Raw genomic sequence first — 20,185 nt, forward strand, 5'->3', positions numbered from 1 at the left:
CCGACTGCGCATGCGCAGAAAGCCTGTTGGGTTGTAGGGGCGAATGAATTCGCCCCTAAACATCGGCAGACCCTGCCCCGAAAATCACCTAAGGTGATTTCCGGGAAACGATGTACCAACGTGTAGGGGCGACTTTAGTCGCCCCTAAGGCGATTTCCGTGAATAGGCATCCCGACAGCGCATGCGCAGAAAGCCTGTTGGGTTGTAGGGGCGAATGAATTCGCCCCTACACGACGGTAGATGCTTTCCCGAAAATCACCTAAAGCGACTCCAAAAGAACGTCGTCCCCGGTCTCTCGTGCGGATACAACATCCGGACTTCACCCCAGCCGTCCCCTGGACCGCCGAGCCCCGGCTCGCCGGTCCAGACCCAGGTTCGCCCTGAGTGATAGCCTTCTTACCTGATATCCGGACAGACCCTTGGTGTAGGGGCGGGTTTCAAACCCGCCCCTACGTCCGGTTATCACATCCGGCGGCTATCCGGCATCACGCCGGAACCAACCTGCGCGTCGGCGCCAGCCCACCCCAGAGAACCGAACACCATCTGCCAGCCCCCGGCCCACGCAAGCTTGCGAAACCAGCACGCCCGCGTGACCCGCGTCACAATTCCGGCACGCATCGGGGCCTGATCCGTCAAGCCAAGGAGGCAGGGATGCCACGATGCGTCTAATATCGACTCTGGCCCCAGCACACAGCAACTCAAGGAGGTGGGCGCGATGACCCCCGCTGACCAAGACCTAACCGTCGACCCCGCGACAACATGGCGCCATGTCCTGCTCGCCGTGACCGGCCTGACGCCACAGGTTGTCACCGAGACCATCTGCGCCCTCTGGCTGCGTAACCCGAGCCTGGTACCCACCGAGGTCCACCTCATCACCACCCTGCGCGGGGCCGAACATGCGCGCCTGAATCTGCTCTCCCCCGCCATCGACTGGCTGGGGCGGCTGCGCCGCGAATATAGCCTGCCGCCGATCCACTTCCCCGCCGAGCATATCCACGTCATTGCCGGCACCGATGGCATTGGGCTCGAGGATATCCGTACCCCCGACGACAACGTTTGCGCGGCCAATTTCATCACCGAGCAGGTGCGCCGTTTTGCTGCTGACGACGACTGCGCCTTGCATGTCTCCATCGCCGGTGGGCGCAAGACCATGGGCTATTTCGCCGGCTACGCCCTGTCACTGTTCGGACGCCCCCAGGATCGGCTGTCACACGTCCTAGTCTCGGCCCCGTTCGAGAGTCATCGTGACTTCTATTTTCCAACCCGGACCGAGTGTCCGATCCACATCAGCCAGGCCGGCAAGGACGTGGCTTACGACTGCCGCAACGCCAAGGTCGAACTCGCCTGGATTCCCTTCGTGCGGCTGCGCACCGCGCAACACCGCCCGCTGGTCGAAGGCAACGCACGGTTTTCGGACTGCGTGGGCGCGATCCAGGAAGCCCTGGCGGAACGTGAGTTAGTCATCGATCTGAAAACCCGACGGATCCGCGCCGGCGGCAAAACCATCAGCCTACCCCCGACCGAACTGGCATTTCTCTCCTGGTTCGCGCGACGGGCCAAGACCGGGCAGCCGCCCCTGCCGGGGATCACCGATAAGGATCCGCACGGACACGGCACCGCCTACCGACAGCACTTTGTAGACGAACTGAAAAAGATCGACCCACTGCTCGACGAGGGCGGCAAAACCCTTGGTGCCTTCGGGCTACGCGACGGCATGCTGCCTGACTACTTCAACACCAAGAACTCCAAGCTCAACAAGACCCTCAAGGACAAACTCGGCGCCTTGGCGGCGCGCCCCTACCTGATCTTGCAGGACACCGAGGCCTCCGGCTATGCCCTGGCCCTCGCGCCCGCCGCCATCCACTATGCCGCCGTGCCGGCGCCGCAGAACGACAACTGACGCAAGCTTGCGAAATGGGAACGGAACGCCTGCCCACGTTAGGATGCCAACCCAAGGGCAATCCATGCCTGCAACAGGGCCATCGACCACAAACGAGGAACCTGAACTGTGCCGATCTACCTTTGCACCTGCGGCACCAGCGCCGCCAAGAAACTGCCGCGCGAGCCGCGGTTCGACTCCACCTGGGTTGCGCATCATGGCGGCATCGATACCGCCGCAGCCGTCATTTATGAAACCTTCCAGTCTGCTCGCATGGACGACGAGACGGCACTGCGGCGCGACCTGTCCGCCGAAATCCACTCATTGGCGCGTATGGGCTTGACCGGCAAAGACACGGTGATCCTGTTCAGTTCCGAAACGCCTGACGGCCAAGCCTGTGCCGGTGCGGTAAAGCGCTATCTGGAGCATGCCCGACCCGGCATCCGTTGCAAAGTCGAGGTCATCGTCGGCCTGCAAGTCACCGACGCCCAGGCGTTTCGCACGGCCGGGGTACTCAACTTCACAAAAGCCATCCTGCGCGAGATCGACGCCAATGGCGCAGCACAATGCGTTCTCAACCCGACCGGGGGCTTCAAGAGCCTGGTGCCATACACGGTACTGATCGGAATGCTCAAAGGCGTCCCGGCCAAGTACATCTTCGAGCAGTCCAGCGCCTTGATTCCTCTGCCGGCCATGCCGGTGGAGTTTGCACGTTCGCGTCTCGAGCCGATTCGCCCGCTGCTGGAGCGTATTCAGCAAGAGTGCGCTATCCCCCAGGCGGATCTCGAAGCAGCCATGGCCTTCGACGAGCGCTCCGCGTTGGAGTCGCTGTTCGAGGACCAGGGCAACGGCCAGGTCAGTCTTTCACCGGTGGGCTTTCTGATCTGGGAAGAACTCGAACGCCCGTCGGCGTTGGTGCCCTATCTGTCGCGTCGTGCACTGGACGATCTGCTGAGAATACGCGCGATCGAAGGCTGCAAACCCGACGACTACATCGCACGCGTTGCGCGGTCGCGCGAACAACTGGAAGCCGGCAAGCACGAACCCTGGAGTCAGGGGCTGTTCTGGCTCAAACCGGGCCAGCATACCCGCGACCGCTATCTGGTCTCAGTGGAAAGCTGGCGCCTGTTGGTGTGGCGCATCGTCGATCACACCGAATACGACGCGATGCTCGATCAGAACCGTAAGGGCGATGCCGGGATTCGCCTGCTCGCCGAGCGGCGCGCGCAATACGCACCTTTCGTGCGTATGGAGTTGTACGAAGGCTGAGAGCAACCAAAGAAGAAGGAGCACGCCACATGGCTGAAGTAGTCGAAGCAACTTTCCGGATTGTCACCCCGATGTTCCTCGGCGGAGCAAATCAGAAAGTCGATGACGGTATCCGTCCGCCGTCCATCAAAGGGGCACTGCGGTTCTGGTGGCGGGCGTTACATTGGGGGCTATCGCTCCAAGCCACCGGCGGCTCGCCATCCAAGGCCCTTGAGCATCTTCATCGTTCGGAAGCGCGTCTGTTCGGCAGCGCCGCCGATGACAACGGCGCCGGACAAGGACGGTTTCTACTCAATGCACAGTATGCCGGGCGCGCACTCAAGACGAACGAACTGCCGCCAACCAGTGCTGGTCATCAATATTTGCTTGGCCAGGGGTTATATCACTTCAAACAAGGCTATTTGCGTTCCGCACTGGAACCAGGCGAGTTGCGCCTGCGGTTACTTTTCCGACCGGGGACGGATCACACAGATCGCGAATCCGTCGCCCGCGCCCTGCTTGCGCTTGGCCTCCTTGGCGGACTCGGAAGTCGCGGTCGAAAGGGCTTTGGTTCCTTAGCTCTTCAAGACTTAACGGGAACCGACCTAACCGTACCGTGCGATTTCGACCATTTGCAAGAAGCGTTCTTAAAGCTGATTACCATGCGACCGGACACCCTGCCACCCTATACCGCTTTTTCTACTCAAAGCCGAATCGATGCCATTCCCGGCGTTCATCGGAATTCCTGGGAGTTGCTGGGTGACCTGGGCAGAGAGATGCAGCAATACCGTAGTTGGGGTCTCAACGGCAAGGTCGCCGGAGTACCGTCGGAAAAGAATTTTACCGATGACCACGACCTGGCCCGCGATGCCGTACTGGCAAACCCGATTAAGACACATCCACGGCGTGCCGTCTTTGGTCTGCCGCACAATTATTTTTTCTCATCGCTTGCCGCGACCAATAACAAGCTGGACATCAACGCCGTTGCACCTCAAAGCGGTGGCGGATGGAGCGATATCGGGGCCAACCGCCGAGCCTCTCCCTTGTTCATTCATCTGCATGAGTTTCCCAACCATCAGCGGGCGGCCGTATTGACCTTGTTACCGGCGCAGTTCCTGCCGGACACCTGGCGAATCGGACTGAAAAGCAAAGGTCCTGTGCGGCGGGTCGACGTGACTCCAGATTGGACGGTGCTGCACGGTTTCATGGATCGGTTCGCCGAGCGACACGCACTCCTGGAGCCCCGCCCATGACCGCGCGCACTTTCCACTTCACCCTCGGCCCGGTGCAGGGTTTCGTCGCCCAAGCGCGGCGTACCCGCGATTTCTGGGCTGGGTCCTTCCTGCTGTCCTGGCTGGCCGGCACCGCGATGCGGACCGTCATCGCACAAGGTGGGACCATCGCGTTTCCAAGTCCCAACGACGCCTATCTCGATTGGCTGACGACCGGGCAGGGTCCCGGCCTCCCGCCGCGACAGGGCTGTATTCCCAATCGATTCAAGGCATTTCATGCCACGGTAGGCAGCGACTTTGAACCGCATCTGGTAGAGCAGGCCGTGCGCGACGCCTGGCAGGCACTCGCCGAGACTGTCTGGCAACAGGATCTGGCGCGGTATGTGCGAACCGATTCGAGCACACGCGATATCTGGGATCGCCAGATCGATGGTTTCTGGGAGATCGCCTGGGTGCTGGGCGACGATAGCGCTCTGCTTGATCGGCGCAAAAACTGGCGTAGCCAGTTGCCGCCGGTAGAATTCGGGGTCAAATGCTCGGTGATGGCCGGTTGGCAGGAGCTCTCCGGTCTGCCGGTCTTCGACCGATCGGCCCTGAATGCGTTCTGGGAGCCACTGCGCCAAATGTGCCGACAGGATCTGGCCGCGGACGAAACCCTGTGCGCCATTGCCTTCATCAAACGGCGCTTTGTGCATGGCTTCGCCCAAGTCAAGGCGCAGATGCCGGGCGGCTGGACGCTGCATGGCTGGAAGGTCGACCCGCAAACCCCATCGACCCTCGACCTGGCAGCAGCGAATTGGCTGGCGCACGCGGTACGCGAAGAGTCGGCGGAGGCGTTGACGCGTCTGCACGCCGCCGCTGCCGCGGTATTCGAGCCGAATGACTGCGGCATCCGTCATCTGCGGTGTGTCAAAGACGCCTATCAGACACGGGGCGGTCTCAGCGCGTTGAACAGCAGCGCGCTCTTCCAGCATGTGTTGGTCAGTCAGCAGGAGTGTCCTGACCGACGCGCGGCCGGAGCGATGACGCTGGCACTCAAAGCATTGAAGTGCAAGGCGCCGCCATCCCCTTTCTACGCCATCCTGTTGATGGACGGCGATCACCTCGGTCAACTGCTGGGCGAGGACGCGGCGCCGCCCAAAATCTCAAAGGCACTGGAAACCTTTACCGCGCGCGTGCCCACACTGATCGACACCTGCAATGGCTTCCTGATCTATGCCGGCGGCGATGACGTATTGGCGCTTTTACCGCTGGAAGATGCCTTGCGCTGCGCCCTGGCCGTGCGCCAGTGCTACCTTGATGCCTTCAAAGGAGCATTCGCAACTGCGGACAGCCGCTCGACCATCTCGGCGGCCGTAGCCTTCGCTCACGTCAAAATCCCGTTGACCCGCATGCTGCGCGACACCCATCGACTGCTGGATGAGGTCGCAAAGGACGCCACCGGACGCGATGCCATCGCGGTGCGGGTCTGGAAACCGGGCGGCCTGGCGCTGCAATGGGCGCAACCCTGGGAATGCGCCTGCAGTCAGGAGTCGCCCAACCAATTGGTTATCGAACAGCTCGCGGCAGACTTCGCCGAGGTCAATGCCAAGCGCGGCACCCAGACCGAACAGACCGCGTTCAGCAGCAAGTTTTTCTACAAGATCCGCGAACGCTTCGCGCTGCTCAACCCACCAACCGCTGCGCCGGACCAACCGGCAGCAACGCCGGTCTTCACCGACAGCGATGCCCTGGCGCTATTGGCCGTGGATTATCTGGCTTCCGGCGTCAATGAGGGCCGCGAAAAGAAACTGAAACTGCCGGATGCCGAACGCCTGATCCAACCGCTACTCGAGCAATGCCACCCGGTGGTTCGCATCCCGCAGCCCACCGCTGGCGAACAACCGCCGACCCAAGACCCTGCGGGTCGACTACAACCCGACGGTACGCTGTTGCATAAGCAAGCACGCCTGGAGGCGGACGGCGCACTGCTGGTCCGGTTTTTGGCGCAGAAAGGAGTCGAATGATGACCAATGCCACCGCCTGGCGATTCGGCCCGCTGGATACCTGGTTCTTCCGCGAAGCCCGCGGCTTCGATACCAGCGGCAGCCAGGAGCTGAACAGTCTGTTTCCACCGCCGGCGCGCACCCTGGCCGGCGCCATCCGGACCCTGATCGGCGAGCAACAGGGCGTCGATTGGAAGCGGTTCGCTCAGGATGGCGAATATGCCGACCTCAAGGACTGGATCGGCGCGGGCGATGACCTCGGCGCCCTGCGACTCACCGGCCCTTATCCCTTATGGCAGGGCGCACGACTCTATCCCGCCCCGCTGCATCTGCTGGCCAAAGGCAAGGAGTATCGCTGGCTCACTCCCGGCGCGCCGGTCGCGTGCGATCTGGGGACCGTGCGGCTGCCCGCACTGGAGGCCCCGTTACCCGGCGCAAAACCCCTGGAACAGGTTTGGCTAACCGGCGCTGATCTGCGGCAGGTGTTGAACGGCAAGGCCCCAAACCAAGTCTTCCGCGCCGGGGATCTGTACGACGAAGAACCCCGCCTCGGCATCGCCCGCGACAACCGTCAGCGGACCGGCATTGATGGCCTGCTCTATCAGACGCGCCATCTGCGCCCCCATGACGGGTTGGCCATCGGTGCCGAAGTGCGCGGGCTCCCGTCTGCGCTGCAACCCGTGCGCGGCATGACTCGCTTTGGCGGCGAAGGCCGCAGCAGCGCCGTGACCGTCACTGCCGCGCCCGCGCCGCTCCCCGTGCCCGCACCTGATGGCCAACGGCTGCTGTTGCTTCTGTTGACCCCGGCCGACTTCGGCAGCGACTGGTTTCCGCCCGGCTTCCGGCCACAACAACACCACGGCCTCACCGTCTGGTGCGGAGACCTGCACGGCATTCCGCTCATCCTGCACAGCGCGGTGATCGGCAAGGCCGCACGCGAGGGCGGCTGGAACCTGTTGCGACAGCAATCGCGTCCGGTGAAAAGCCTGATTCCCGCCGGCAGCGTTTTTTTCTGTTCCATCGAGGGCGATCCGCGGCACGCCGTACAGGCACTGCACGGGCAGCATATCGGTCATGATACCGCGCTGGGACGCGGTGAGTTGGCGGTTGGTCTATGGCGAATGAAGGAGAAGGACGAAACATGAACAACACCGCACTGCTCGGCCTGCTGGCCGAGACCTCGATCCATGCCGGCGCCGGTCAAATGGCCGGCGTCATCGATCTGCCGATCCAGCGGGAGGCCCATACCGCCTGGCCGGTGGTCTATGGTTCAGCCGTCAAAGGCGCGCTCCGGGCCTTGGCCGAAGAACACAATGCGCCCTGGCGCATTCCCGTCTTCGGCCCCGAGACCGCCAATGCCTCCGACCATGCCGGCGCACTGCTGGTCAGCGACGCCCGGCTGCTGCTGTTGCCCGTGCGCTCGCTGACCAGTCACTTCAAATGGGTCACCTGTCCGGCGCTGCTCAAGCGCTTAGGTGCCGATGCCGAGCGACTCGGCCTGCCCGCTTTTGACCTGGGCGCGATCCCTGAAGTGCCCAACAGCAATACTGCCGTATTGCCCGCGAGCAAGGCATCGGCGCTCTATCTGGAGGAGTTCCGGTTTGATGCAGGCACTACCGACCTGAACGCCATCATCGCCGTCCTGGCGCCACTCATGGGCCGCGCCGATGCCGTGAGCGCGCTGCAAGCGCAATTGGTGCTGGTCCATGACGACCGTTTCAATCACTTGGCCCAGTTTGCCACGCCGGTCAATGCGCACGTCTGTCTCGACAACAGGACCAAGACGGTCAAACCAGGCGCGCTCTGGTACGAGGAAAGCCTGCCGCCGGACACGCTGCTTTATGTCGCGCTGCACGCCCAGGCCGCGCGGGCGGATGGCGCGAACATGACCGCCGTCGACGTCATTAACCACATCACCCGCGACCTGTTCGCTCGGCCTTACCTGCAACTGGGTGGCAATGAAACCGTCGGCATGGGTTGGTGCAAGGTCACCATCCGGCGGACCGAGGGCTAAACGATGGCCAAACGCGACAACAAACAGCGGCAGCAGAACGACCGGGCATGGCAGCCCACGGCGAACACCGCGACAGTGACCAAGGCCGTTGCGCCGGTCGCGGCGACACCGACCCGGCCGCCGGTCGCCGGCGCTCCGGCACCCGGCACCGCGCCTACGGCCACCCCGCAACAGGAGCGCGCGCGTTTTGCGCTTGCGCGAATTCGGTCACTCGCGCACACCTGGCAAACCGACACGCAGAGCCAAAAAGAATTTAACAGCTTCGCCGGCGCCATGCCCTTCATGATCCGCGCCAACGGCTTGGGGCAAACCGCGGCCTTCTACCGTCGCAAGGGCACGGGGCATGTCTATTTCAAGCTATACGAACTGCTCGGTGACTGGCTCGGCCAACCCCAGTGTCCGTTCGCCGGGCAGACCGACCTGCTTGATGCCATTACCCGATCCGATCTGGATGCCTATCTGGCCGCGCAAGTCGAGTCGCTCCTGTTCCTCGATTGGGTGAAAAAACTCGCCGGTGCCTTCCTCGCACGCGAGGACGAGAACCCGACTGCCGCCAAGGACACCAACCCATGAACCTGCCGTTGTATCGACAACAAACGCCGGACGAACTGCCCGACGGGGGTCATCGCGGACTCTGGTATGACCGCTTTTTCAACCGCTACAACGCGGACTGGACGATTCCCGAGGACGGGAAATCCTCCTGGATAAACGACAACGCCAAACAGGTTGGCGACAAGAGCGTACTGGATAACGCGGCCCAGCGTCACCTCACACTCATCACCGATCTCGGCGGGCACGGCGCCGTGTTCAAGACGGACTGGCACTTCGCCACCGGCCTTGGTCTGCCGCATCCGGTCGAAAACGGCCTGGTCTGGCATCACACGCTCGGCGTGCCCTATCTGGCCGGCAGCGGCGTCAAAGGCTTGGTCAAAGCCTGGGTAGAGGTCTGGGATGAGTCGCTCGATGCCACGGACAAGGCCCAACGCCTGCGCGACTGGTTTGGCGATCTGCAACAGGCCGGCCGCTTCCGGTTCTTCGATGCCCTGCCGATCGCACCAGTCCAGTTGGCCGCCGACATCATGACCCCGCACCAAGGCAAATGGTACGAACAAGGCGGCGAGATCGGCGACTGCCGACATGAGCCGGACAAGATCCCCGCTGACTGGCACGCCCCGGTGCCCGTGCCTTTTCTGGTGGTCAAGCAAGCGCGGTTGCTGTTCGGCATCGCCCCGCGCCGCCCGGAATATGCCGACGCGTTAACTGACGTCTTTTCAGCCTTGAAGCAAGCGCTGGACTGGCTGGGCGCGGGCGCCAAGACCGCCGCCGGCTACGGGCGGATGTTCGAGGATGCGGCCAGCACCGACGCGCTGAAGCACAACGCGGCCACGGCGGCAGCCGCCATCGAGCGGGCGAAACTATCGCCGGAACAGCAGCAGTTGCGGGACTTGGCAAACCTGTTCGCGGCGGAGCAGCAGCGCGGGACGAAGGAGGCTGGCGGACCATTGATCGGCGCGACCAACCAACTGCTGAAAGACGGAAACGCCTGGCCGGACAGTGCACGCGCCAATCTCGCGGACCTGGCCGAGGCGATCTACGGCTATGTCGGTTGGGGCAATGGCCAGAAAAAGCAGGAACGCAAGGCGCGAATCGCGGCATTGCGCGCAGCGCCGGATTCAGGTGGACCAGGAATCACCCCATGACGACTTACTTCGTCTCCCGTCACCCCGGTGCTTTCGAGTGGGCGGACGCTGAGGGAATAACCGTCGATCATATAATCGACCATCTCGATCCGTCCATCATCGAACCCGGCGACATGCTCATTGGCTCACTGCCGGTCAATCTAGCTGCCGCGGTATGCGAACGCGGTGCGCACTATCTGCACCTGTCGCTGGATCTCCCGGTCACCTTGCGCGGGCGCGAGCTGAGCGCACAGCAAATGCGCGATTGCGGGGCGCGGATCGAGCGCTATCTGGTGCGGCGCATGTAGTACCCCGTTTCACATTAAGCTACGTCGTCACTCCGGCAGGATGCCGGAATCGGCCTCGATCAAGATTCCGGCCACTTAGGCTCGCCGGGTGCGTAGTCAGGCCATCCTGGCCTGACACCCTCCGGAATGACGATATCGCAAGCTTGCGAAACAGGACAAACCGCATCGCGTCTGTTGGAATGACGGCATGGTTTCGGAGGATCGCAGCACATGTTTCAACGTCTTTTTGAATTGAGCCACTGCCTGGCCGAGCGGCCGGCGTGGGAACGCCTCAATGAAGGCATGCCCGCCAATTATGACCGCGGACTGGCGCTGTGCTTTGGTGCCGCCGGCGAGTGGCGCGGGGTCAAGACCTTCATGGGAAACCAGTCGGTCGTCTACCGCTCGGGACCGCCGAACGGCACCGACTTCACGCCCTGCTGCAAGTTGGCCGGCAACACCGCCAATCGACTTGCCGCGGCCGTCCAGACGCTGGCTGACCACGGCGGTCTGCCCGCCGAGAAGCGCCAATGGCTGGTAGACAGCCTCGACTGCTTCAATCAGGCACAAGCGACAATCTGGGCCGAGGTCGAGGCCGGACAACAAGCGGCGGGGATCGATGGCAAGGATCATCGCGGCTATGTCTATTGGGCCGATGACCAGATGGCGCCGGTCTACGCTTGGCCGGAAACCCAGGCCATGCTCGTCGAGCGGGCCTTGACCGCCTTCGCCGACAAAGGCGGCGAACGCGCGAAGGGCTGTTGCGCCGTCTGCGGTCAAACGCCGGTCACAGTCTATGGCAACTATGCGGTCCTGGCCTGCTACAACCTGAATAATCCCGGCAGCATCGCCGGTGGTTTTCGCGCCGGCACGGCCCACCGCAACTTCCCGGTGTGCGGCGACTGCGCCCTGTCCATTGCCGAAACCTTCACCTTTGCCGAGTGCAATCTGTCCAGCAGCATGGCTGGACAAAGCTATCTGATTCTCCCCTACAGCAACCATCCCGAGGTCCGGGATGAGTTACGGGCACGACTGAGTCAACGTCCCGATCGCTATCAATTGGGCAAGGCCCGTGACCTGCTCGCCGACGAACTGGCCCTGACGCAAGAATTCGCCGGTGTCGGCGATCAACTGGCCCTGGCGCTCATCTTTTTCAAACAACAGAATGCCGCCTGGCGAATCCAGGCCGAAGTTCAACAACTGCTCCCCAGTCGTCTGCACGCACTCCTTGCGGCAGGCAAGACCATCGCCGCGGCGGCTGATCTGACGGCCGAAAGCAAAACCGAGATCAAACCCGTCCTGATCAACGCGCAGACGTTCAAGAACTTCTCCAGCGCCGGTGAGAAACCCAGCGAGGAGACCCTGCGCGGCTGGCTGGCGGCCCTGTTTGCCGAACAGACAGTCGACACGAACCATCTTCTGCATTGCCTGGTCGCCAAACTGCTCGGCACCGGCAAACGTAACCCCGAGTTTCTGCACTGGATGACGCGCCAGGCCTGGGGCCTGTATCGCTATGCCCAACAGACCGGACTCATCCTTCCCGAACCCGTGATGGAGCATCCCGCCATGTCCGCGACGATTCCCAACAGCCCTTATGGACGCTATACGCAGGAACATGCCGATTTCTTTCGTAACCCGGAGTTGATCGTCGCGTTCCTGACCGGGTGCTATGCCTCGCAGGTCGCCTCGGTCCAGCGTCAGGAACGCGGCGCCGATCCGTTCACCAAGAAATTCATCGGCCGCCTGCTGACCCGCCAGCAGTTGCAGCGGCTCTATCGCGAAGGTCACGGCAAGCTGGCCCAATACGGCAAGCTCGGCTACGTCATCACCGGACTGGACCCGGACCTGGCCAACGCCTGGGTCGCCTGTGGCGAGCACTGGGCGATCAGCGATGAAGCAGCCACCTTCGCCTTTACCATCGGTTACAGCCTGGCCTACCGCATCGTCCAGCTCGACAAAGCCGCCGCCGAACCCGGCGCACCGTCGCCGGGCTGACCGCTCGGCCACCCCGTGGATCGCATAGAGCATTCGGGCGTGATCACCGGACGTCGGGGCGGGTTTCAAACCCGCCCCTACACGAAGGTCTGTCTGGATATCCGGTACGAACGCTCTATCACCCCGGCCCCCGCGCTCACCACGCGGGCTAGGGTCCGCCCGGCGGACCCCAGGACTCTCGACCGCCGCAACGCACAGGACTTTTCAGGAGAACACCAATGACCGCCATCGCCAACCGCTACGAAATTCTTTTCATCTACGAGGCCAAGGACTGCAACCCCAACGGCGACCCGCTCGATGAAAACCGCCCGCGCACCGACCCCGAGACCGGCGAGGCCACGATCAGCGACGTGCGGATCAAGCGCACCGTGCGTGATTACTTCCTGAGCCTGGAACCGGATGTCGAAAAGCGCCTGGCGGCCGGCCGCGAGGTCCTGATCCGCGACACCCTCAAAGCCGACGGTTACCTGTCCGAAGGCAAGGACCGCGCCGAGCAATTCCTGACCGAGGCGGCCAAGGGCAAGAAGGGCGAGGCCAAGCGCCAGGCCCTGGAAACCGCTGTCCTCACCGGCTGCATCGACGCACGCCTGTTCGGCGCCACGCTGCCGCTGGGCAAGAGCGAACCCTCACTGCAACTGACCGGCCCGGTGCAGTTCGCCGCCTTTAACCGCTCGCTGCATCGCGTCAGCCCGACCCTGGTGCAACAAACCGCCGCCTATGCCGGCAGCGACAAGGGCAACCAGAAATCCTTTGCCGAACGCTGGCTGCTGCCCTACGCCCTGATCGCCGCCTATGGGGTCGCCAACGAGACCGCCGCCCAGACCACCGGACTGACCGAGGCCGATTTCGACCTGCTGCTGCAAGGTTTGTGGCGCGGGACCGCCGCACTCAACACCCACTCCAAGCTCGGCCACGATCCGCTGCTGCTGATCGCCGCTCAGTATCGCCCCGGCTACCGCCTGGGCGCCCTGCCCCGCCGCGTCAGTCTGGCCAACCAGACCGTCGATGATACCGCCCTGCGCTCCACCCGCGATTTTCGCCTGGAGATCGGCGAACTGCTCGCGGCCTGGCGCGACTGCCCGACCCTGACCGGCCTGCGCGTGATGCAGGACCCGCGGCTGTGCTGCCAAGCCGGCGACCATACCGGGTTATTCGCCGAACTGGCCGGATCGGCGAAGCTGCCCGTCGCCACCCTGGACCTGTAGCCATGCGCACCCTGGTCTTCGACATCGCCGGCGACTACGGGCAGTTCAAGAAGCCCTATTCGCCGATGAGCCCGGTAAGCTATCCACTGCCGCCGCCGCCGGCGGTCTTGGGTATGCTCGGCGCGGTTCTCGGCTACGGCAAAGACACCTATCACCAACAGCTCGGCTGGGACCAGGTGCGGATCGGCGTCGGCTTACGGGCGCCGCTCCGGGTCTTCCGGGCGGCGCTCAATCTGTTGCAGACCAAGGACGGCACCGACGGCTTTTTCCGACCGCGCGCCGGGCAAAACACTCATACCCAGGTCCCATTCGAGTTCCTGCGCAACCCGCGCTTTCGGATCTACGTCGCCGGGCTGGCCGACCCGGTGGCCGACGAACTGGCCCTGCGGCTGCGCGCCGGCCGCACCGCCTACACGGTCGCCCTCGGACTGGCGCCCTGCCTGGCCGATGTGACCTGGGTCGGCGAGTGGCCGGCGCAGATCCTGCCGGACGGCGACTGGCACGCGGCCACGGCGGTTCCGCTGTGCGCCGACCTGCAGGTGCACTACGAGGACAACCGCCGCTATCACCGTCTGCGCATCCCCGTCGTGATGGACGGTACGCGGGTCGTGCAGCGCTATCAGGAAATCGTTTTGGCCGAAGACGGGCAACCGCTCCGCGGCCGGGGCGGAGCCGGAGTCATCCATGTTATCGGTCCCGAGCACATCGCCTTTCTCTGAGACCTTCGCCCATCCCGGCGACCCCTTGCCGGCCCACCTGGAGCGGGTCGCGCAACGGGCCGCGGCCGGCATCGCGCCGACCGCGCGCGCCGAGATCCGGGCCATCGCCCTGGTAGCCGGACTCTTTCACGATCTCGGCAAGGCCACGCCCTGGTTTCAGGATTATCTGTTACGGAGCGGCCGGCGTTCAGTGCTCAGTCATCACGCCGAAACCGGCGCACTCCTGGTCTGGTGGTACACCGCCGAACTTGGCTGGCCGCTGTGGCAGCGGCTGGCCGCCTTCATCGCGGTCCGTCGTCATCACGGGGCGCTGACCTTTCAGGAATGGCCGCAGCTTCTGGAGTTGATGCGCCTGGAATTCCACGACCCGGACTGCCCGTTGCGGACGCAACTCGCAGCCATGGACCTCGGGGGCATCCACCAGTGGCTGGCAACGATCGCCGAACGCCATCCGCACCAGGGATTGTCGGCCGCCCCCGCACCCCTCACCGTCGAGACCATCGAGGCAAGTCTGCGCGACCGCCAGGCCCTCGGCTCGAAACTGCGCAACGCCTTCGGTCCGGTCGATGACGCGCTAGCCATGCTGGCGGGCTTCGGCGCCTTGCTCACGGTCGACAAAACCGACGCGGCCCTGCAAGGTGGGCAAATCACCCGGCAAACCCTGCCCGCGGCGGCGGTCACCGTGCACAAACAACGGCTGTGGGGTCAAAACGGCGATCAACGTCACCGGTCCGGCGCCGGTTCTGCTCTCGACCAGCGGCGCGAACAGATCGCCGACACCGTGACCCGGACCTGGCTCGAACACCTCAATGCTCCGCTCCTGACCCTCACCGCGCCCACCGGGGCCGGCAAGACCTTGACTGTCCTCCATGCCGCGTTGCAGGTGCGGGACCAGCTCGACCAACGCCACGGCAGTGCCCCGCGCATCATCTATTGTCTGCCCTTCACCTCGGTCATCGACCAGAACCATGCGGTGTTTCGCGCCGTACTGCACAGCAACCAGTTGACCGACCGTGAAGACCTGTTGCTGAAACACCATCACCTGACCGACAGCCTGTTCCGTACCGAAGACGCCGAATACCAGGCCGACGGCGCCGGCCAGTTGCTCACCGAGACTTGGCAGAGCGAGCTGGTGGTGACCACCTTCCATCAACTCCTGCACTCCCTGCTCAGCCCCCGTAACGCCAATCTTAAGCGCGCCGGGCAACTGACCGGGGCACTGGTGCTGCTGGACGAGGTACAGGCCCTGCCGCTGCGCTACTGGGAAGCCTTGCGCCAGTTGTTCATCGCCGCCGCCCGCACCCTTGGCACCCGCTTTGTGCTGCTGACCGCGACCCGCCCGCTGATCTTTCAGCCGGACGATGCCGTGGAACTCCTGCCGGATCATGACACGCATTTCCGCGCCATGACCCGCACCCGTCTGTGCACGCACCATCGCGAACCGCTGGACCTGGAAACCTTCGCCACCCGCCTGACCGTCGACTTGACCCGGCAACCGCGCGCCGTCCTCATCATCCTCAACCGGCGCCGCGCCGTGCGCGCCCTGTTCGATGCCCTGCGCGCGGCCGTCCCGGATCGCCCGCTGGTCGCGCTCTCCACCGACCTCACCCCACTCGACCGCCGCGCGCGCATCCGGCTGATCCAGCGGCTGCTGCGCCAAGGCCAACCCGTCATCGCCGTCACCACCCAACTGGTCGAGGCCGGGGTCGACTTCAGCTTTCCGATCGTGCACCGCGACCTGGCGCCGCTCGACTCCATCATCCAGGCCGCCGGACGCTGCAACCGGCACGGTGAAAACGGCACAGCCCCAGGCGAGGTGCATCTGTGGCAGCTCCAGGCCAACAAACCGGACGGCACCGTCGGCGAAACCCAGTGGCGCCGTGTCTACGACAGCGCACTGATCGAGGTCACGGTCGACACCCTGGGCACTGCCGACACCTGGGACGAATCCGCCTTCCTGGACCTGAGTCTGGACTATTTCCGCGGCTGCCGCGCCCGCCAGGATCAACAACGCGTCGATGAACAACTCGCGCGGGGCGATCTCGTCGGCGTCGAACGGGACTTCCAATTGATCGAAGAACGGCCGACCGTCTCGCTGTTCGTGGCCCGCACCCCGGCGGACGCCACACTTTGGGCAGCCTATCGCACCGTGCGCGATGATCCGACGCTCACCCCGTCGGAGCAAGACCGCCACTTCCGGCCGATCAAACGTGCCTTTTATGAGCGGGTGATCCAGATCCAGGCCCAAGCCGCGACCGGCCTGGACCGCCATGCGGTGAACCGGATCGATGCCGGCCCCGACACCTATGACCGCGCCGCGGGCTTCATCGGCCTGCCGGGAGAAGAAGCCACATGCATCCTCTAGCCACCATCCCCCTCGCCCAGGTCGCACTGCGCTGGAACCGCGAACTCGCGGGCGGCGGCGAGAAGCGCACCAAGCAACTGCGCGGCGCGCTGGCCAACGCGTTTCGCGACGACGACCTCTTCCACCAGCACGACCTGACCACCGGCAAACCGCTGTACCGTTATCCGCGGGTGCAATACCGCTGGCGTGACGGTAAAGGACTGGTTATCGGTTGGGGCGATGCGGCTGGTCGGCTGCTGGCACTGCCCTGGCTGGACCTGAACCTGCTGCTCGGCGAGGACCCGGTCGCCGCCGATGACGCCGCCTTGACCCTGAGCCAGGCCCGTTTTGCCGTCGGCGAGCGGCTGGCCTATTACCGCCTGGAAACGCCGGTCTTGTTGTTCAATCAGGACAACTTCCGTCATTACCAGACACTCGACGACGCACAGCAACGGCACGAACGTAATCGCCTGTTGGTATCAAACATGCTGACCGCGCTCCGCGGTCTGGATGTCAAATTCCCCGAGCGGCTGTACGCCACCTTCACCCACCTCCAGAACCACCCGTGCCATTATAAAGGAGAGAAACTCCTGGGCCTGACCGGCGAGATCGTCACCAATGCCATACTGCCGGACGGCTTCTCGCTTGGCCACGCCGTCAGTCATGGTTTCGGCTGGATGACGCCATGTTGATAGTCACCACCCCCTGCATCCGGGCGCTCCGGTCCCTATCGGGTCCGCCATTGCGTCGCGGCTTCCCCGTAGGATGGGTAGAGCGAAGCGAAACCCATCCAGACTCTCGATGTTGTGTGGCTGAACCATGACCTGGAGCAAACCAAGTTGCGATGATTTATTGTAATATTGGCGCAGTCGTCAAGCGCGTCGGTCCGCATAGCGGAACCTACGGAAAGACCGCGATCCGAAGGGTCCGCTATGCGGACCATCGGCCTCGCTGTCGGTGAGATGGCCGGGATGATGATCAAGGCCGTTCCGGGCCTCGATCAAGATTCCGGCCACTTGGGCTCGCCGGGTGCGTAGTCAGGCCATCCTGGCCTGACACCGTCAGGGCTGGAAGCCCTGACTACGCATACCGCTGGCCGGGATTACGATCAAGGCCAAGGTCCGCACTGCGCCGCTGGCCCAGTTGGCCGCAATGCCGATCAAGACCACGAGTTCTTTAACAACTTATCCAAACCTTTTTGGATGGCACCGGATTCCGGGCAGGTCCGGTGCCATCGCTCTTGGGGATGTTTGATGAACAACCAACTGTCGCAACCAACAGGAGCACCAGAATGGACCTGATTCTGACCACGTTCGGCACCTACCTGCATCGGCAAGGCGAGATGTTCCTGATCAAAATAAAAGACCAGAAGCAGGAGGTCTCATCGCGCAAAGTACGCTCCATCCTCATCACGACCGGCGCCAGCCTGTCGACCGACGCCATTCAATTGGCAGTCGAAAAAAATATTGACATCGTCTTCCTCGACCAGTTCGGCCACCCTTATGGACGCGTCTGGCATGGCCGCCCAGGATCAACCACCGCGATCCGCCGCGAACAACTGCGTCTGGCGGACACCGAGGCCGGATTGCGGCTTGCGCTAAGCTGGTTGACACGAAAAGTCGATAATCAGATCGAGTTCTTGCGCGAAGCACGGCAGCGACGCACCCGTCTATCCGCGCAGTTGACCGACAAGATCACCGCCCTCACAGCCCAGCGGACATCGCTCGAAGGCATCACCGGTGACTTGGAAGAGCGGCGCGAGACCATCATGGGCTTCGAGGGTCGGGCCGGGCGCACCTACTGGGAAGCCGTCAACCTGCTGTTGCCGGAAGATTTCCAATTTTCCGCGCGTTCCCGAAATCCGGCCAAAGACGAATTCAACTGTCTGCTGAATTATTCCTATGGCGTGCTCTACAGCACCGTAGAACGGGCATGTATACTGGCCGGATTGGACCCTTACGTGGGATTCGTGCATACCGATCACTATCAGAAAAAATCCCTGGTGTTCGATCTCATCGAGTGTTACCGAATTTGGGCGGACGAAAGCGTCGTTGGACTCTTCGCCGCCCGGAAGGTGAAACAGGACATGTTCGATCCGCTACAGAACGGCCTGATCCTCAACAAGCAGGGCAAAGCCGTACTGATGGAGCGATTCGGAGAGTATCTTGATGAAACCATTCGCTACCGCAACCGCAATATCAAGCGGCGCGACACCGTACAACTCGACTGCCACCGACTGGCGAACGAATGGATCGGGAGACTGAGCGATGAAGACGACAGCGACACTGGTGTGGATCATCTATGACATCGTGGACGACAAACCGCGGGCCAAGATCGCCAAGCTCTGCAAAGAAGCCGGACTGTATCGCGTGCAAAAATCCGTCTTCCTGGGAACCATCGAGCGCAATCGTCTCGACGAATTACGCCTACAGATCGAAGCCTGGGAAAACGACGAGGTCGATTCAGTCTACATCTTTCCGATGTGTGAGGCGGATTTCAAGAAAGTGATACTCCTTGGCCAGGCGTTCGACAAGCGCATGGTCAACGATGAAGTCCGGGCATTATTCGTATGAGCGACCAGACGCCCGACACCGAACAAACCCCGATGATCACGCCGTCGGACGTGCTGGAACATGTCTGGTGCCCGCGCTTTACCTGGTTCATGAACGTCCAGAACATCCCGCAGCACGAAGACAAACGCTTCAAAGTCCTGAAAGGACGTGAAGTCCACCAGCGCCGGGCAACGGAAAACCGCGACTACCTGCGCCGCAAGATCGGCGCGGTCAAGCGTGAAGTCGAGGTTTACCTGGCATCGCCAAGCCTGCGGCTACGAGGGATCGTCGACGAAGTTCTCTGGTTGAAAGACGGCTCGATGGCGCCGCTTGACTACAAATACACCGAAGCGCCTGAAACCGCGTTCAAAACACACGAAACCCAGATCGTCCTCTATGCGATGCTAATCCAAAGCGTGTATAAACAACCGGTCACCCGCGGATTCGTGGCTTACGTCCGCGACGGCAGCCAGTTGCTGGAGGTCGACATCACAGACGAACGCATCACGCGGGCGCGCTGGCTGATCGGGCAGATTTTCGATACTATCTACACGGGTCGCCTCCCGGCGCGAACGTCTTCACGCCTGCGTTGTGAAGACTGTTGCTACAAAAATATCTGTGTCTAGTGGCCGTAGTCACGCAACAAACTGATTAAAAAAGTAAAACTCGGCACTTCGCGATGTAGTGCCGCGCCTGAAACACCGTTTTGCAGCACAAAGTAGCCAAGAAATGCGAGAAAAGCAGCCGGCGAAATCTCCTGATCTTTCTGATTTTTCTGTGCTTTCGCACAAAATGCGGTCCCCACGCCCAATCCAATACAACAAGGATTGAAACCCAGGGCGACGTGACGGACGCAGACGCGGCTGTCATGTCCCCACGCCCAATCCAATACAACAAGGATTGAAACCGCAAAAGACCTCTCGGACGCTCTTGACGCCAGCGCGTCCCCACGCCCAATCCAATACAACAAGGATTGAAACACTGTCTGCGTCTCTTCCAGCCGGCGCGCGAGCAGCAGTCCCCACGCCCAATCCAATACAACAAGG

18 protein-coding genes are annotated in these 20,185 nt (G+C 62.8%); 17 read left to right on the forward strand and 1 reads right to left on the reverse strand.

What is annotated here, in order from left to right:
• Window positions 1–715: 715 nt before the first annotated feature.
• The 17 genes from csm6 (at window position 716) to cas4 (ending at window position 19,765) form a co-directional block, all read left to right on the forward strand.
• Entirely contained in the window at window positions 716–1,900 is a 1,185-nt protein-coding gene (csm6, locus tag QZY03_RS22860) for a CRISPR-associated ring nuclease Csm6 (RefSeq protein ID WP_295584903.1), read from the forward strand.
• Between the two features lie 108 nt (window positions 1,901–2,008).
• On the forward strand, window positions 2,009–3,148 hold the full coding sequence (locus QZY03_RS22865) for a putative CRISPR-associated protein (protein WP_295584905.1): 1,140 nt from the start codon (window positions 2,009–2,011) through the stop codon (window positions 3,146–3,148).
• Between the two features lie 29 nt (window positions 3,149–3,177).
• Entirely contained in the window at window positions 3,178–4,380 is a 1,203-nt protein-coding gene (cmr1, locus tag QZY03_RS22870; protein ID WP_295584907.1) for a type III-B CRISPR module RAMP protein Cmr1, read from the forward strand.
• Window positions 4,377–6,365, forward strand: coding sequence for a type III-B CRISPR-associated protein Cas10/Cmr2 (gene cas10 / locus QZY03_RS22875; RefSeq protein WP_295584909.1), 1,989 nt, complete (start codon window positions 4,377–4,379; stop codon window positions 6,363–6,365). The genes cmr1 and cas10 overlap by 4 nt, the downstream gene beginning before the upstream one ends.
• On the forward strand, window positions 6,362–7,489 hold the full coding sequence (locus QZY03_RS22880) for a type III-B CRISPR module-associated Cmr3 family protein (protein ID WP_295584911.1): 1,128 nt from the start codon (window positions 6,362–6,364) through the stop codon (window positions 7,487–7,489). Before cas10 ends, QZY03_RS22880 begins: the two co-directional genes overlap by 4 nt.
• Entirely contained in the window at window positions 7,486–8,358 is an 873-nt protein-coding gene (gene cmr4, locus QZY03_RS22885) for a type III-B CRISPR module RAMP protein Cmr4 (protein WP_295584913.1), read from the forward strand. The genes QZY03_RS22880 and cmr4 overlap by 4 nt, the downstream gene beginning before the upstream one ends.
• A 3-nt stretch (window positions 8,359–8,361) precedes the next feature.
• Entirely contained in the window at window positions 8,362–8,931 is a 570-nt protein-coding gene (gene cmr5, locus QZY03_RS22890) for a type III-B CRISPR module-associated protein Cmr5 (RefSeq protein ID WP_295584915.1), read from the forward strand.
• A complete protein-coding gene (cmr6, locus tag QZY03_RS22895; protein ID WP_295584917.1) occupies window positions 8,928–10,058 on the forward strand; it encodes a type III-B CRISPR module RAMP protein Cmr6 in 1,131 nt (376 codons plus the stop codon). Before cmr5 ends, cmr6 begins: the two co-directional genes overlap by 4 nt.
• Entirely contained in the window at window positions 10,055–10,345 is a 291-nt protein-coding gene (csx16, locus tag QZY03_RS22900) for a CRISPR-associated protein Csx16 (protein WP_295584919.1), read from the forward strand. Before cmr6 ends, csx16 begins: the two co-directional genes overlap by 4 nt.
• A 210-nt stretch (window positions 10,346–10,555) precedes the next feature.
• A complete protein-coding gene (locus QZY03_RS22905) occupies window positions 10,556–12,319 on the forward strand; it encodes a TM1802 family CRISPR-associated protein (protein ID WP_295584921.1) in 1,764 nt (587 codons plus the stop codon).
• 218 nt (window positions 12,320–12,537) lie between these two features.
• Entirely contained in the window at window positions 12,538–13,524 is a 987-nt protein-coding gene (cas7b, locus tag QZY03_RS22910; RefSeq protein WP_295584923.1) for a type I-B CRISPR-associated protein Cas7/Csh2, read from the forward strand.
• A gap of 2 nt (window positions 13,525–13,526) precedes the next feature.
• Window positions 13,527–14,243: a type I-B CRISPR-associated protein Cas5b gene (gene cas5b, locus QZY03_RS22915; protein ID WP_295584925.1), complete on the forward strand. Its 717-nt coding sequence runs from the start codon at window positions 13,527–13,529 to the stop codon at window positions 14,241–14,243.
• Entirely contained in the window at window positions 14,209–16,608 is a 2,400-nt protein-coding gene (gene cas3, locus QZY03_RS22920) for a CRISPR-associated helicase Cas3' (RefSeq protein ID WP_295584927.1), read from the forward strand. The genes cas5b and cas3 overlap by 35 nt, the downstream gene beginning before the upstream one ends.
• The gene (locus QZY03_RS22925; RefSeq protein WP_295584929.1) at window positions 16,596–17,279 is read left to right on the forward strand and encodes a CRISPR-associated endonuclease Cas6; all 684 of its coding nucleotides are present in this window, start codon (window positions 16,596–16,598) and stop codon (window positions 17,277–17,279) included. Before cas3 ends, QZY03_RS22925 begins: the two co-directional genes overlap by 13 nt.
• Before the next feature lie 599 nt (window positions 17,280–17,878).
• Window positions 17,879–18,892, forward strand: a complete 1,014-nt coding sequence (gene cas1 / locus QZY03_RS22930) for a CRISPR-associated endonuclease Cas1 (RefSeq protein WP_295584931.1) — start codon at window positions 17,879–17,881, stop codon at window positions 18,890–18,892.
• The gene (gene cas2 / locus QZY03_RS22935; protein WP_295584933.1) at window positions 18,855–19,160 is read left to right on the forward strand and encodes a CRISPR-associated endonuclease Cas2; all 306 of its coding nucleotides are present in this window, start codon (window positions 18,855–18,857) and stop codon (window positions 19,158–19,160) included. The genes cas1 and cas2 overlap by 38 nt, the downstream gene beginning before the upstream one ends.
• The gene (cas4, locus tag QZY03_RS22940; RefSeq protein WP_295584935.1) at window positions 19,157–19,765 is read left to right on the forward strand and encodes a CRISPR-associated protein Cas4; all 609 of its coding nucleotides are present in this window, start codon (window positions 19,157–19,159) and stop codon (window positions 19,763–19,765) included. Before cas2 ends, cas4 begins: the two co-directional genes overlap by 4 nt.
• Here cas4 and QZY03_RS22945 read toward each other — a convergent pair.
• On the reverse strand, window positions 19,762–20,185 hold a 424-nt coding region (locus QZY03_RS22945; RefSeq protein WP_295584937.1), incomplete at its 5' end, for a hypothetical protein. The two genes, cas4 and QZY03_RS22945, sit on opposite strands and share 4 nt — an antisense overlap.

Origin of the sequence: uncultured Lamprocystis sp., assembly GCF_903933125.1 — a bacterium.
Classification (GTDB): domain Bacteria; phylum Pseudomonadota; class Gammaproteobacteria; order Chromatiales; family Chromatiaceae; genus Thiodictyon.

What these genes read in the sequence shown, in the direction of transcription:
- csm6 (WP_295584903.1), top strand. Translation starts at nt 716, where the DNA reads ATGACCCCCGCTGACCAAGACCTAACCGTCGACCCCGCGACAACATGG.
- cmr1 (WP_295584907.1), top strand. Translation starts at nt 3,178, where the DNA reads ATGGCTGAAGTAGTCGAAGCAACTTTCCGGATTGTCACCCCGATGTTC.
- cas10 (WP_295584909.1), top strand. Translation starts at nt 4,377, where the DNA reads ATGACCGCGCGCACTTTCCACTTCACCCTCGGCCCGGTGCAGGGTTTC.
- QZY03_RS22880 (WP_295584911.1), top strand. Translation starts at nt 6,362, where the DNA reads ATGATGACCAATGCCACCGCCTGGCGATTCGGCCCGCTGGATACCTGG.
- cmr4 (WP_295584913.1), top strand. Translation starts at nt 7,486, where the DNA reads ATGAACAACACCGCACTGCTCGGCCTGCTGGCCGAGACCTCGATCCAT.
- cmr5 (WP_295584915.1), top strand. Translation starts at nt 8,362, where the DNA reads ATGGCCAAACGCGACAACAAACAGCGGCAGCAGAACGACCGGGCATGG.
- cmr6 (WP_295584917.1), top strand. Translation starts at nt 8,928, where the DNA reads ATGAACCTGCCGTTGTATCGACAACAAACGCCGGACGAACTGCCCGAC.
- csx16 (WP_295584919.1), top strand. Translation starts at nt 10,055, where the DNA reads ATGACGACTTACTTCGTCTCCCGTCACCCCGGTGCTTTCGAGTGGGCG.
- QZY03_RS22905 (WP_295584921.1), top strand. Translation starts at nt 10,556, where the DNA reads ATGTTTCAACGTCTTTTTGAATTGAGCCACTGCCTGGCCGAGCGGCCG.
- cas7b (WP_295584923.1), top strand. Translation starts at nt 12,538, where the DNA reads ATGACCGCCATCGCCAACCGCTACGAAATTCTTTTCATCTACGAGGCC.
- cas5b (WP_295584925.1), top strand. Translation starts at nt 13,527, where the DNA reads ATGCGCACCCTGGTCTTCGACATCGCCGGCGACTACGGGCAGTTCAAG.
- cas3 (WP_295584927.1), top strand. Translation starts at nt 14,209, where the DNA reads ATGTTATCGGTCCCGAGCACATCGCCTTTCTCTGAGACCTTCGCCCAT.
- QZY03_RS22925 (WP_295584929.1), top strand. Translation starts at nt 16,596, where the DNA reads ATGCATCCTCTAGCCACCATCCCCCTCGCCCAGGTCGCACTGCGCTGG.
- cas1 (WP_295584931.1), top strand. Translation starts at nt 17,879, where the DNA reads ATGGACCTGATTCTGACCACGTTCGGCACCTACCTGCATCGGCAAGGC.
- cas2 (WP_295584933.1), top strand. Translation starts at nt 18,855, where the DNA reads ATGAAGACGACAGCGACACTGGTGTGGATCATCTATGACATCGTGGAC.
- cas4 (WP_295584935.1), top strand. Translation starts at nt 19,157, where the DNA reads ATGAGCGACCAGACGCCCGACACCGAACAAACCCCGATGATCACGCCG.